The 12,586-nt window shown below is 50.5% G+C and carries 12 protein-coding genes and 1 riboswitch; of the genes, 6 read left to right on the top strand and 6 right to left on the bottom strand.

Annotated features, from left to right (window positions below; genetic code table 11):
- Positions 1-72 precede the first annotated feature (72 nt).
- From ACXIT9_RS05810 to ACXIT9_RS05795, 4 genes are read right to left on the bottom strand one after another with little or no spacing between them, the layout of a single operon-like run.
- Positions 73-615 (bottom strand): DUF6428 family protein, encoded by a 543-nt coding sequence (locus ACXIT9_RS05810; RefSeq protein WP_458055283.1) that lies wholly within the window; start codon positions 613-615, stop codon positions 73-75.
- Positions 616-644: 29 nt separating this feature from the next.
- Positions 645-1,685: an ACR3 family arsenite efflux transporter gene (gene arsB, locus ACXIT9_RS05805; RefSeq protein ID WP_458055282.1), complete on the bottom strand. Its 1,041-nt coding sequence runs from the start codon at positions 1,683-1,685 to the stop codon at positions 645-647.
- Positions 1,664-2,311, bottom strand: a complete 648-nt coding sequence (locus ACXIT9_RS05800; protein WP_458055281.1) for an arsenate-mycothiol transferase ArsC — start codon at positions 2,309-2,311, stop codon at positions 1,664-1,666. Before ACXIT9_RS05800 ends, arsB begins: the two co-directional genes overlap by 22 nt.
- A 5-nt stretch (positions 2,312-2,316) precedes the next feature.
- Positions 2,317-2,655, bottom strand: coding sequence for an ArsR/SmtB family transcription factor (locus ACXIT9_RS05795; protein ID WP_458055280.1), 339 nt, complete (start codon positions 2,653-2,655; stop codon positions 2,317-2,319).
- Positions 2,656-2,957: 302 nt separating this feature from the next.
- Here ACXIT9_RS05795 and ACXIT9_RS05790 point away from each other — a divergent pair, with 302 nt between their 5' ends.
- Positions 2,958-3,134, top strand: coding sequence for a PLD nuclease N-terminal domain-containing protein (locus tag ACXIT9_RS05790; protein WP_458055279.1), 177 nt, complete (start codon positions 2,958-2,960; stop codon positions 3,132-3,134).
- Here the strand turns inward: ACXIT9_RS05790 and ACXIT9_RS05785 are convergent.
- Positions 3,123-4,013 (bottom strand): TIGR01777 family oxidoreductase, encoded by an 891-nt coding sequence (locus ACXIT9_RS05785; RefSeq protein ID WP_458055278.1) that lies wholly within the window; start codon positions 4,011-4,013, stop codon positions 3,123-3,125. The genes ACXIT9_RS05790 and ACXIT9_RS05785 overlap by 12 nt on opposite strands.
- Positions 4,014-4,070: 57 nt before the next feature.
- A riboswitch (Fluoride riboswitch) is annotated at positions 4,071-4,137 on the top strand.
- A gap of 24 nt (positions 4,138-4,161) precedes the next feature.
- Here ACXIT9_RS05785 and ACXIT9_RS05780 point away from each other — a divergent pair.
- Complete coding sequence (locus ACXIT9_RS05780; protein WP_458055277.1) at positions 4,162-5,463, top strand: voltage-gated chloride channel family protein; 1,302 nt, start codon at positions 4,162-4,164, stop codon at positions 5,461-5,463.
- Between the two features lie 214 nt (positions 5,464-5,677).
- On the opposite strand, the gene aspS is transcribed toward ACXIT9_RS05780, so the two are convergent.
- Positions 5,678-7,432 carry an aspartate--tRNA ligase gene (gene aspS / locus ACXIT9_RS05775; protein WP_458055276.1) on the bottom strand — a complete coding sequence of 585 codons (1,755 nt, stop codon included), beginning with the start codon at positions 7,430-7,432 and terminating at the stop codon, positions 5,678-5,680.
- A gap of 207 nt (positions 7,433-7,639) precedes the next feature.
- On the opposite strand from aspS, the gene ACXIT9_RS05770 reads away from it, so the two are divergent.
- From ACXIT9_RS05770 to ACXIT9_RS05755, 4 genes are all read left to right on the top strand, one after another.
- Entirely contained in the window at positions 7,640-8,908 is a 1,269-nt protein-coding gene (locus ACXIT9_RS05770) for a peptidoglycan DD-metalloendopeptidase family protein (protein ID WP_458055275.1), read from the top strand.
- Between the two features lie 406 nt (positions 8,909-9,314).
- Positions 9,315-10,382, top strand: coding sequence for a P1 family peptidase (locus ACXIT9_RS05765; protein ID WP_458055274.1), 1,068 nt, complete (start codon positions 9,315-9,317; stop codon positions 10,380-10,382).
- Positions 10,383-10,535: 153 nt separating this feature from the next.
- Positions 10,536-11,273 (top strand): hypothetical protein, encoded by a 738-nt coding sequence (locus tag ACXIT9_RS05760; RefSeq protein WP_458055273.1) that lies wholly within the window; start codon positions 10,536-10,538, stop codon positions 11,271-11,273.
- Positions 11,274-11,532: 259 nt separating this feature from the next.
- Positions 11,533-12,501, top strand: a complete 969-nt coding sequence (locus ACXIT9_RS05755) for an AAA family ATPase (protein WP_458055272.1) — start codon at positions 11,533-11,535, stop codon at positions 12,499-12,501.
- Positions 12,502-12,586: the final 85 nt, after the last annotated feature.

Here is a 12,586-nt window from a genome sequence, read left to right as displayed (position 1 = left end):
GCAAAGATTTTCTTTGGCGGGGGCTCTTTTTAAGGAATAAATAGAAGTTGAGTCTGTACTATTCGCCATGAATTAGCAGCAACCTGTATCGGGTGCACAGGAGGTAGCCGAACCAAGGTTTTGAAGTGAAACGCGAACCTTAGGTTTTGGACCGGCAGGTCCACAACATGCCGCCGCCTTTTCCTCCGGGCTAGACGCTCGGTCTTTTGCCTTGCACGTCGTTTGATCTGCGATCAATCGGAATAAAACATGATCTTTTTCTACCTGTAAGGCATGTACAGGAAGTACGGCGGTAGGAAAACCAGCGTTACCGTATTCAAACTTGATACGTGCCTCCCGAAGGATCGGGCGTACGCGATCGACAGCCTCTAAAATCTCGAGTGCCTTTGACGTATTGACTGCATGGTTCGGCTCAGGAAGTTCATTTTCCCAAAGCTGAATGTGCACCTCCTGCCATTCATTGCGCTGGCCACCGCAGTCTACGGTGTCGAAGTGAACATTTTTTACCTCTGTAAGGTGAAAATCACTCCGTACAAAAGCACCAGGGAGATATTCAAAGTAGAGCGTCTTATTCGGGTTTTCGCCTAAGAGCTGCAAGAATTCGTGTAGTTGCATGATTTTAGTAAATTAGCATGAATGATTTTTTAATAACGCCATTTGTTGGCTAACGCCACCAAGCTGAGCATGACAGGCACTTCGACTAAGACGCCTACCACCGTCACTAGGGCGGCGGGGCTCTGAAGCCCAAATAAGGCGATCGCCACAGCTACAGCCAGCTCGAAGAAATTACTGGTTCCGATCATCGCCGCAGGCGCACAAATGGCATGTGGCAGACGCAGCTTCTGACCGGCAAACCACGTGACAAAGAAGATAAAGTAAGACTGTAGGGTTAAGGGCAGTGCTACCAGTAATATGATCAGCGGACGTTCCACTATCGTCGCTCCTTGAAAGGCGAACAGTAAGACCAGGGTAGCCAATAAAGCCACTACACTAAAGGGCTTCAAGCGGGGTAAAAAGCTCGTTTTAAACCATGTTTCGCCGTGGCGCTTCATCAGTATTTTATGGGTAAATAAGCCGGCCAACAGGGGGATGACCACGAAGACCAACACGGACACGACCAAGGTAGGATAGGGGATTTCCACATCTGTTATGCCCAAAAGGAGCCCTACTAGGGGGACGAATGCGACAAGAATGATTAAGTCATTAAGAGATACCTGCACCAAGGTATAGGCCGGATCCCCATCTGTGAGATAGGACCAAACAAAAACCATCGCCGTACAAGGAGCTACTCCTAATAAAATCGCTCCAGCAATATACTCCCCTGCCAGGTCGGGTTCTATATATGCGCTGTAGAGATGCTCGAAAAATACCCAAGCAAAAAAGGCCATTGTAAAGGGCTTGATGAGCCAGTTGATGATAAGGGTAAGCACCAGACCTTTGGGGCTGCGCCCCACCTGCCGAATACTTCTAAAATCAATCTGCACCATCATCGGATAAATCATCAACCAAATCAGGATGGCTATGGGAATGTTTACGCCGTAGAGCTCCCAATCTGCTAGCACCTGCATACGCGCCTCAGCCACCTGCCCGATGCCGATGCCGACTAGGATGCAGAGCACCACCCAGAGGCTCAGGTACCGCTCGAAAAAGGGCATTTGTTTTTTTACTTGTTGTGTAGTGCGCATAAGGAGGCGATTTGGCTAAATACATAAGTCATTTCTGTGGCGATTTGGAGGCTGCGCTCAAGGTATTTGGCGGCTTGTTCGGCTGTTCCATCGAACACTTTAGGATCTTCATAGCGCACAGGAAGGCGCTTTTCTGCCCCTGGGATAAAGGGGCAGCCTTCATCTGCCTGGGAGCAGGTCATCACGGCGGCGAAGCTACTGCCTGGGTTAAAGGGCGCGTCGTAGGTTTTGGAGAATGCTAATAGGGGCGGGGCATTTTTGCCAAATTTAACGGCATAGAGGGGATTTTTACCTTCGGACAAGGGCTCGATCTGGAAGCCCTGCTGGCTTAAGGTGGCCACTACTGTGGGAAACATGGCTGTGGCCTCGGTGCCTCCTGAATAACAATATACGTGGGGAAGGCCATAAAAAGCTGCGAGGGTCTGTGCCCATATTTGGGCCAGATGACTCCTTCGCGAATTATGGGTGCAAATGAAGTTGAGGTGTACAGCAGCCTTTTTCTGAACTTTATCCACGATAAAAGCGATCAGAGGCTGGAGAATTTTTTGGCGTTCCTGTGTCACCTGTGCCACAGGGAGGGCTTCGATCTGCGCAAGCAAGGCAGGGAAAAGAGGAGTAGTTTCCATACGTGTTAACAGTTACTAGAACAGGTAGAGGGGAAAGGGTTTTGGCCCAGAAAATGAGTCAATAAGGCGCTGGCTTCCTGCCATCCTGCAGGGTGAATGCAGTAATTCATCGTGTTTCCGCTGATCGTTCCCTGTATCAGGCCCAGCTCTTTTAGCTCACGTAAATGCTGGCTGACGGTCGCTTGGGCCAAGCCCAGTTCGGTTACCAGGTTACTGTTACAGCAGGTGCTACTGGCCAAAAGATATTCGAGTATGGCGATGCGTGCTGGATGTGCCAGCCCTTTGGCCAGGCGGGCCAGTTTGTTTTGTTCGGCGGTAAATAGAATGGTTTTACTTATACCCATGGGAGCAGCTTTCTAGCAATTATTGAATCTGTTATATCGCAATATTACGATGAATTTTATTCACATAAAAGCCTTTCCAAAAAAACGTGAAAGAAAACCCCGCAAAATACATGCAGCATCAGCGCCACAAAAAATCCCAGCACCCCTGTCGCGAAAATAACGCAGCACCCCTATGGCGAAAAATCCAACGAAAGCAAGGTCCAAAAAAAGCACCAAAAATCAATTTAGATGGCCGCCAAGTGCCTTTTGGCTTGTTTTTTGGCGCAACTAACGTATCTTACTTAAAATTAAGCGATCAAATTATGTTTGGACTCGGAATAATCGGCCTCGCGATCTACGTGTATACCCTCTACGATGTGCTTACGCGCAATTTCAACAATGGAACAGATAAAATTATCTGGCTCCTCGTGGTGATCTTCCTCCCTCTTTTAGGGACCATCCTATGGTTTTTAGTTGGAAGGTCTTCTTCATTTAAATAAATCTGCCAGCGCTTCCTGTAGATCTGTATGCTGAAACTGGAAGCCGGTGGCCAAAGTCTTCTCAGCAGAGACTCTATTGCCGCCGAGCACCATTTGGGCCATTTCACCTAAGACCAAGCGCAGCGCGAAACCGGGTACGCCGATACCGACATAAGGTTTGCCCTTAGCGCTCGCCGCCCCACGCGTCACAGCAGCATTCGTGGCCGGGCTGGGTGACACCGCATTGTAGATGCCCTCCAGACTTTGTTCTAGCGCAAATATAAACAAAGCGGCTAGGTCCTCCACATGGATCCAGCTCATCCATTGCTGTCCAGAGCCCAGCGGTGCCGCCACGGGAGGTTGCAGCATCGCCTTTAAAGCGCCCCCATTTTTTTCTAAAACAATACCGATACGCAGTAAGGTGCAGCGCAAGCCGAGTGCACCCATCGCTAAGGACTCCTTTTCCCAGGCAACCACCACCTGAGCTAAAAAATCTTGCCCTGGAGGATCGGCCTCCTGGACAAGCTTGTCGCCCGTATCCATACCATAATAGCCGATCGCACTAGCCCCGATAAAAACGCTAGGTCGCTTTTTCAAGGCACGCATTTTTTCTGCCAGCAGCGCCGTACTCTTGGTACGGCTTTCTAAAATCAAGCGCTTTCGCGCACTGGTCCAGCGCGAATCCGCCACTCCGGCGCCCGCCAGATGAATGATTCCGTCCGCCCAGCTGAGGGCCTCTATATCCAGCTCGCCGCGCATAGGGTCCCAAAAATAACCCTGCTGCCCCTGCTTTTCCGGGTTTCGACTCAGCCAAGCCACAGCATATCCCTTCGCCTCCAGCTTTTGGGTCAACACACGCCCCACCAAGCCAGAGCCCCCTGTAATCAAAATGTTTTTCATGTTCAAAAGCGTAAAATGCCCCTTAGGCAGTACCAATTTAAAGCAAAAAGCCTTACTTTTGTTTCAGGTGATGGGGTTCCACCTAAAAAAAACCGCCATATCGGCTGATGACTCCTACACAGTATGCCCTTTCTAAACAGCCATACCTATGTGGGAAAATACCGCAGGGGCCAGCGAAGCGCTGCTCCGATTTTTCAAAGAGGAAATGCTTCCTCAACTTGCCTTCACCCTTAAATGGACCCTTCTGGCCACTATCATCGCCTTTTTAGCAGGTTCCGCCTCCGCTTTTTTCTTGGTGGCCCTGGACTGGGTAGGCCACGTGCGTGAAGCGAACCCAAGTATCATTTGGGCTCTGCCCCTAGCCGGCCTTCTCATCGGCTACAGCTATCACCGCTACGGTCAGGAAGTGGTCAAAGGCAATAACCAGTTGCTCGACGAGTTCTATCGCCCCGCCAAGACCATCCCCCTTCGCATGGCGCCTTTAGTGCTAGCAGGTACGCTGGTCACCCACCTTTTCGGAGGATCTGCGGGAAGAGAGGGCACTGCCGTGCAAATGGGAGGTGCGCTCTCCGATCAGTTTTCCAAATGGTTTCCATGGGTTGCGGAAGACCGACGGATCCTGATCACCATCGGGGTGGCGGCGGGCTTCGCCTCAGTTTTCGGAACCCCCTTAGCCGGTGCCGTCTTCGCCTTAGAGTGGCTCATCATCGGTAGAATTCGCTACGAAGCCATCCTCCCCGCCTTCATCGCTGCCTTTGTAGCAGACTTCACCTGTGCGGTATTTTGGGCAGTACCTCATACCCATTACAGCATGGGGGAAATTCCGGAAATGGACCTGATCACCTTACTCTGGCTGCTTCCCGCAGGCATCGCTTTTGGCCTGGCAGGCCGCCTTTTCGCTAAAGCTACCCACTTCTGGTCAGCCCTCTTCAGCCGTATCAGCTACCCACCCCTACGTCCGGTTCTCGGAGGCCTGCTCGTCGCGGCCATCGTTTTCGGCTCCGGCACCACAAAATACATCGGGCTAGGCGTGCCCACCATCGTCGACGCCTTCGATACCCCGCTGCCGTGGTATGACTTTCTGGCGAAAATCGGCATGACCTCCCTTACCCTCGGAGCAGGTTTTAAAGGGGGCGAAGTGACCCCCTTGTTTTACACGGGCGCCACCCTGGGGAACGCTCTTAGCCAGGGACTCATTCCCCTGCCCATGGGACTGTTAGCGGGGCTGGGATTTGTGGGCGTATTTTCCGGCGCCACGAATACGCCGCTAGCCTGTACCTTTATGGGACTAGAACTCTTCGGTATGGAGGCCGGCATCGCCATCGGCATCGTCTGCGTGGTCGCCTACCTTTTTAGCGGACATGCTGGCATCTATAATGCACAAGTTTTAGGCAGCCCGAAGCATAAAGGTCTGCTCGACCGAAAAGGCAAACGACTCGGGGAACTCTAAAAGACCTTGCTGCTGAAAAACGGAAATACTTCCTTGCTTTTGGGCGCGGGAGCGCCAAAATAAATGGCATGCACCTAGCGCCGCCCTTTAGTGGCCTAGTTTCCCCATTTACCGCATAACTAGCTCCCCTTTCAGCCGACACCTTTAACCAAAAAAAAGCCCAAGCACCTCCTAAGGGGGGTAGCTTGGGCGAAAGCATTGGGCGAGGGCCCGCTTATTTTTTAAGGGCCAGCGCGATCTGGAGCTCGTCTAACTGTGCGGCTGCCAATGCGCTCGGCGAGTCGATCATCACATCACGCCCAGCATTATTTTTGGGGAAGGCAATGTAGTCGCGAATCGAGTCGGAGCCTCCAAATAAGGCACAAAGCCGATCGAAACCAAAGGCAATGCCTCCATGAGGGGGTGCCCCGAACTCGAAAGCTTCTAATAAGAAACCAAACTGCTGCTGGGCTTCTGCTTCACTGAATCCCAAATGCTGAAACATCAGCTGCTGTGTCGTTCGATCATGAATACGTATGGAGCCACCACCGATTTCTACGCCATTGATGACCAAGTCATAAGCGTTTGCGCGCACGCGCCCCGGATCCGTATCTAAAAGTGGGATATCCTCTTTTTTGGGGGAGGTAAACGGGTGGTGCATGGCATGGTAGCGTCCGCTTTCTTCGTCCCATTCCAGCAGCGGGAAGTCCAGCACCCAAAGGGGTTTAAAAACATTGCGGTCGCGAAGTCCTAATTCTTCTCCCATTTTTAGGCGAAGCTCGGACATCTGCTTGCGCGTAGCCGCTTCCTCACCACTGAGCAGAAGTAAAAGGTCACCCGCTCCAGCCCCTACATGCTGCGCCCAGCGCTGCAGTACATCCGGGCTGTAAAACTTATCCACAGAAGACTTGAGGTCATTTTCTCCATTCACCTTCACGTAGACCATGCCTTTCGCTCCGATCTGTGGTCGCTTCACCCAGTCTGTAAGGGCATCGATCTGCTTACGTGTGTAGCTGGCAGCACCGGGGACACAAATCCCCAAGACCACTTCCGCTTGCTCGAAAATAGGGAAACCATGGCCCTTCGCAAAATCTGTGAGGCGGTGTATCTTCATGTCGAAGCGCAGGTCGGGCTTGTCATTCCCGTAATTTTCCATCGCATCGGCATAAGACATGCGCTGTAGGCCCTCCAGCTCTACCCCTTTCACCGTGCGAAAGAGGTGGCGAACGAGTCCTTCGAAGGTGTTTAAGATGTCTTCCTGCTCCACAAAGGCCATCTCGCAGTCGATCTGGGTGAACTCGGGCTGCCGATCCGCGCGCAGGTCCTCATCACGGAAACACTTGACGATCTGAAAATACCGGTCAAAGCCGCTGACCATCAGCAGCTGCTTAAAGGTCTGAGGCGACTGCGGAAGGGCATAAAATTCACCCGGGTTCGTGCGACTTGGCACTACGAAATCCCGCGCCCCCTCGGGTGTAGACTTGATCAGCACAGGTGTCTCTACTTCTATAAAGGCCTGCTCGTCTAAATAGCGACGTACCTGCTGCATCATACGATGCCGAAGCTGCAACTTCTCGCGCACCACGGCGCGGCGCAAGTCCAGGTAGCGGTACTTCATGCGCAGATCCTCCCCACCATCGGTCTCGTCTTCGATCAAAAAGGGAGGCAGCTTAGCAGGATTTAATACCTCTAAGCGCTGTACCCTGATTTCTATAGCACCAGTAGGTAGTTTATCGTTTTTTGACGCTCTTTCGATCACTTGGCCACGGGCCTGCACCACGAACTCGCGCCCTAAACTGGTCGCTTGTCGAAGGAGCTCTTCACTGCTGCTGGTTTCCTCTAAGATCAACTGTGTCAGACCGTAACGATCCCGTAAATCGATCCAGACTAAGCCTCCCTTATTGCGTACCCGCTGCACCCAGCCGGCCAGCGTAACCTCCTGTCCTACATGTTCGAGCCGAAGGGCTCCACAAGTATGCGTTCTATACATAGTAGCGTCAATTTTATTTCATTATAAGCAGCAAATATACGTAAACTTTACACTTTCTATCGTGATTCCCGTCGCTAAGATGCTGGAAATGCCGCGCCTCACGGGCTTAGTACCGTAGAATTTTTAGGCGATTGGGTACTATTTTCCTTTTTTACCGTTAGATTTGTACGGAACGCTAGTTTTCGAACCACCCATCTAACGAATCCTATGAATCTAAACTTGCGAATGCCGGCGCTTTGGGCTGGGCTCCTCCTTTTTGTATTGCATGTTGGGGCCTGCGGCCCAAAGTCCGAGACCTTACTGGAGGAGATCGAAGAAGAGACAGAAGAAATTATCGAAACGGTGTTCGGCTTCTTAGCAGATGATTACGACGTTTTAGAGGGCACAGTGGCCAAGAACCAAACCCTCGGCGCACTGCTTTCCCCCCTAGCGGTTCCTTACGAGGTGATCGATCGCCTTGCAAAAAATGAGGCCTTCGATGTGCGTAAAATCGCCTACAATAAAAAATTCACTGTGCTCTCCGCACGTGATACCGCCAAGCCACGCTTTTTTATTTATGAGCCGAATGCGCTGGAGTATGTGGTCTTCGACCTGGAAGAGGCAGTCGTGTACAAAGAGGAAAAACCTGTGGCCTACGAAACCCGAGAAATCGGAGGCAGCATCTCTTCTAATTTGTATGTGAACATGACAGCCTTGGGCGGTGGTCCCGACCTCGTGGATCAGTTCGCGGATTTATATGGCTGGGTGGTCGATTTTCAGCGCCTGCAGAAGGGCGATGCGTTTAAAGTCGTCTACTCTGAAAAAGTCGTAGACGGCCAATCCGTAGGAATAGGCGAAATTCAGGCGGCCTACTTCGAACACCTGGGCGAGCCCTACCATGCGATTCCTTTCGAACAAGAAGGGGAGTTCAACTTTTTCGACGCTGAGGGCAACAGCCTAAAAAAAGCCTTTTTGCGTGACCCGCTGAAGTATACACGGATCAGCTCGCGCTACAACTTAAACCGTTATCATCCTGTCCAAAAGCGTTACAAGCCGCACCTAGGTACAGATTATGCAGCCCCCACAGGCACGGAAATCCGCTCCGTCGGAGATGGGACAGTCGTAGAAGCGCGCTTCACTTCGGCGAATGGGAATTATGTGAAAATCAAACATAACGCTACCTACACCACGCAGTACCTGCACATGTCTAAATTCGCTTCAGGGATGAAGCCCGGTGCACGGGTGCGTCAGGGGCAGGTGATCGGCTATGTAGGGGCGACGGGTCTCGCGACAGGTCCGCACCTGTGCTTCCGCTTTTGGAAAAATGGCAAGCAGGTAGATTGGTTGAAGGAGAAAATCCCACCTTCCACCCCGATTTTACCCGAAAACCGAGCGGCCTTCGAAGCGGTGAAAAATGAAGTTTTCGAAAAGATGGCCGCCATTCAGCTGGGAGGCGAGCTCAGCGCGGATGAGCGTAACCTAGCCGCCCGTGAATAGGAGAGGAGCTGCAGCCTTTTTCGTAGAAATAAAAAAAGGAGCCTCAGGCTCCTTTTCCATTATTTTTCGAATGTTCTTTCTTTAGTCTTTTAACATAAGCCATTAAAAGTTTCATTCGCTGGCTTCCCTTCAGCGTCGTGGAGGAAGCCAAATGTTCCATACTCCACTGCATATTCTCTATTTAATTAAAGGGTGAGCTTTTATAACGTTCGTTCACAAAAGAAAGTTGGCACCTCTTCATAAAAATTTTACAAAAGATGTGAAATAGCTTGTAATTTCTCGTCAGCACCTGTATTTTCCTCCTAATAAAACAGCTGCTACCATGTTACGACCCTCTCCTTTTTGGCGCCATCGCATATTTTGTGTAATTATTATACTTTTGTTCTTCACTTTACCCACCTTACTTATGGGCCAGCAGCACTATCGAGATTACGGTTTATCTATGGGGGTGATGGCTCCCGGTCCTGGGAATCGTATCACAGATGTGGCGGGCGTCCGCGTTGGGCACCAGACGCGCATAGAAGGAGATAGTATTCGGACAGGTGTGACGGCTATTTTGCCCCACGGGGGCAATATCTTCCGAGAAAAAGTCCCTGCGGCCATTTACGTGGGCAATGGTTTCGGCAAGCTAGCCGGCCTGAGCCAAGTGCAGGAGCTAGGAAATTTAGAAACGCCGATTTTACTTACCAATACCCTGGCGGTAGGGCCGGGGATAGAGGCTGCGGTGCGCTACACGCTGGCACAGCCGGGAAATGAAGCGGTGCAGTCCGTTAATGCTGTGGTCGGCGAGACGAATGACGGCTACCTAAATGCCATTCAGCAGATGCCTCTTTCGGGGGCAGATTTTTTAGCCGCGATTCAGCGCGCCGGCACTGAGGTAGAGGAGGGAAATGTGGGGGCAGGCACGGGGACCATGGCTTTTGGCTTTAAAGGAGGCATTGGGACCGCTTCACGGCAGCTGCCGGCGAGCTTGGGCGGCTTCACCGTGGGGGTGCTGGTCCAAAGCAATTTCGGTGGCGTCCTGGCTATCGATGGCAAGCAAGTGGGGCGCCGGCTATCGCAGTACAGTTTTCGGCGGCAGCTGGAGTCAGCAGATGGCTCTTGCATGATCGTGGTGGCTACGGATGCGCCCTTAAGTGCACGTAATTTGGAGCGCCTTGCGAAGCGGGCCATGCTGGGACTGGCGCGCACTGGAGGCATCGCCTCGAATGGCTCAGGGGACTATGTGATCGCTTTTAGCACGGCTCCGGAAAACCGAATAGCCCATCAGCCAGAGCCTTTTCGTGCGGCTGCGCCAAAGGACCTGCCCAACGATGGCATGAGCCCTCTGTTTTTAGCTGTTATAGAGGCTACTGAGGAGGCGATCATCAATTCCCTTTTTATGGCAGCACCTATGGAGGGGCGGCAGCAGCGCAGGGTGGAGGCCCTTCCGGTGGAGACCTTGCTCCCCTTCTTACGTGGGGAAGTATTTTAAGCGGGAAATCCAGGAGAGCTGCTCGTATATTTGGTTTTCGGGGCGATACGATGCTTTATACGTCCGGTTTTCTTGGTTTAAGGCCTATATGGCCTCATTTTCTTCTGTTTTGCTCGAACCTTGCGTTCTGTTTTCGCGTTGTTTGGAAAAAAAATGATGCGCAAGATTACCTTCCTCCCGCTATACATCTCCGTTTTTCTGCTTTTTTTCATTTCCGCTATGCCCCTTTCGGCACAGCAGGAGTCGGCTGCAGAAGAGCTGCCAAGCTGGCGCTGGAGCCCTGTCATTGGTTTTGGCTCCTCGAGCCTAAGTAGCCTACCCGATGAAATCTACCAAGATGGCGGCGGTAACTTTCAGTTTGGGGTGCAACTGGAGCGCCGGCTTAGCAAGCGTTTTTCTTGGGTCAGTATGCTGGAATATGAGGGAATTTCCTATTCCATAAACGCCATCGTTCAGCCCCTCGGCGGGAATGGAGGTGCAGCCCTACAGGTGCCCATGGCCGGGGAAGCCTTTCCGCGTATCCAAAAGGGCAATGCCGCTTTAGGGCTCTATGGGCGGTATTATGTCTTTCAGCGTGAGCCGCGAAATGCCTGTGATTTCGGTCGGGGTGTTTTCATTCAGGGAGGGGCGCGCGTGGCGCAAACGCTGTTTGCCCGTAGTAGTTTTGTGCTCGGTAACGAGCGAAGCAGTAGTTCCATTCAGGAGTTTATAAATCCGCAAGCTTTGCAGTTCGAGCTCGCCGTGGGCTTTACAGGGGAGTTTCCGAGTGTTTTAGCCCTTTTAAGCTCCTCGGTTTTGGGCATCAACGTGCAGACGACCCCTTTATTTCGTGAGCAAGGGGAACTACCCGCCATCCAGCCCGTTCACCTGACCTGGCGATTTGTTTTCTAGAGAGAGGAGGCTCCGCTCTAATTTTAGCTAGTCCATTACGTCAAGTGTGGCAGGAAGCGTTAGATTGAATTGAAATACAGCTGTGCTTACATCCAGCTTGATCCAAGAAAGCCTAGTAAAACTGGTTGCAGTGAGTTTCGGAAATCAACGCTGGTTTTTTATTCCATAAAAAGAAAAGAGGCTATTCCATGGCTTGACGAGGCATAATGTATTATTTTGCGTTTATATCTTAGCGTTTAGGTTTTTGGTGATTTCAATCATGGCAGCGGCAGAACAAATAAAAACATTAATCAAATCATTTGGAGAAGGGGATGAATCCCGCTTCTATGCTACTGCTATGCAAATTGCTGCCTCTGAGGCGAGGAAAGGGCATGTTGCACTAGCGGAAGAGTTAAAAAAATTAATTGATAAGAGTAAATCTTCCAAAGCTGTTATCAAAAGACTACCTGTCAATGCTGCCCAAAAAGAATTGAATGATCTTTTGGAGCTGGTCAGTCCTGATACTCGCATGAAGGATATGGTGCTTTCAAAAGATATTCGGGAGAGTTTAGCTAAAGTCATCCACGAACAAAGGCATTTGGATAAGTTGTTAAGCCATAACCTACAACCGAGAAGAAAACTGTTGCTTGTAGGACCTCCGGGATCAGGAAAGACCATGACTGCCCATGCATTAGCTGGAGAATTAGGACTTCCTTTATTTGTCATTCGATTGGATGGGCTAATCAGTAGGTATCTGGGTGAATCGATTGCTAAGCTACGTTTGATTTTTGACGCCATGATGGACTTTCGTGCTGTTTATCTCTTTGATGAATTTGACAGTATTGGCAGCACCAGAACCCAGTCACAAGATGTGGGTGAAATCAAAAGAGTATTAAACAGTTTTCTGCTTCAGATAGAGAAAGACAAATCCAATAGTTTGATTATTGCTGCTACCAATTTGCCTGAAAGCTTGGATATCGCCCTTTTCCGAAGGTTTGATGATATAATCAAATATGGTAACCCTTCAGAAGAGCAAATCAAACAAATTTTTGCCACTAGAATAGCTGAAATAGGAATCCTTAGACCACTGAATATTGATCAGCTTTCCAAAAAATCTTTGGGGCTGAGTTATGCAGAAGTACATAAAATATGCGAGGATGTATATAAGGATTATTTACTGTATGGTGAACATCATGTAACCCAAGAAATAATAACGCAGTATATAATGGCTAGAAAGAAGAGCTATTAATCAACAAACATGGATGGATTTTTTAAACATATTTTTTTAGCGAACAAAGCAAGATCCATAAGTTTTACACCCCTAGGAACTGGAA

The organism is Nitritalea sp. (genome assembly GCF_054166705.1).
Note: the sequence above shows the minus strand (reverse complement) of the source record. Positions and strands in the feature narration are given on the sequence as shown.

What these genes read in the sequence shown, in the direction of transcription:
- ACXIT9_RS05810 (WP_458055283.1), bottom strand. Translation starts at nt 615, where the DNA reads ATGCAACTACACGAATTCTTGCAGCTCTTAGGCGAAAACCCGAATAAG.
- arsB (WP_458055282.1), bottom strand. Translation starts at nt 1,685, where the DNA reads ATGCGCACTACACAACAAGTAAAAAAACAAATGCCCTTTTTCGAGCGG.
- ACXIT9_RS05800 (WP_458055281.1), bottom strand. Translation starts at nt 2,311, where the DNA reads ATGGAAACTACTCCTCTTTTCCCTGCCTTGCTTGCGCAGATCGAAGCC.
- ACXIT9_RS05795 (WP_458055280.1), bottom strand. Translation starts at nt 2,655, where the DNA reads ATGGGTATAAGTAAAACCATTCTATTTACCGCCGAACAAAACAAACTG.
- ACXIT9_RS05790 (WP_458055279.1), top strand. Translation starts at nt 2,958, where the DNA reads ATGTTTGGACTCGGAATAATCGGCCTCGCGATCTACGTGTATACCCTC.
- ACXIT9_RS05785 (WP_458055278.1), bottom strand. Translation starts at nt 4,013, where the DNA reads ATGAAAAACATTTTGATTACAGGGGGCTCTGGCTTGGTGGGGCGTGTG.
- ACXIT9_RS05780 (WP_458055277.1), top strand. Translation starts at nt 4,162, where the DNA reads ATGTGGGAAAATACCGCAGGGGCCAGCGAAGCGCTGCTCCGATTTTTC.
- aspS (WP_458055276.1), bottom strand. Translation starts at nt 7,432, where the DNA reads ATGTATAGAACGCATACTTGTGGAGCCCTTCGGCTCGAACATGTAGGA.
- ACXIT9_RS05770 (WP_458055275.1), top strand. Translation starts at nt 7,640, where the DNA reads ATGAATCTAAACTTGCGAATGCCGGCGCTTTGGGCTGGGCTCCTCCTT.
- ACXIT9_RS05765 (WP_458055274.1), top strand. Translation starts at nt 9,315, where the DNA reads ATGGGCCAGCAGCACTATCGAGATTACGGTTTATCTATGGGGGTGATG.
- ACXIT9_RS05760 (WP_458055273.1), top strand. Translation starts at nt 10,536, where the DNA reads ATGATGCGCAAGATTACCTTCCTCCCGCTATACATCTCCGTTTTTCTG.
- ACXIT9_RS05755 (WP_458055272.1), top strand. Translation starts at nt 11,533, where the DNA reads ATGGCAGCGGCAGAACAAATAAAAACATTAATCAAATCATTTGGAGAA.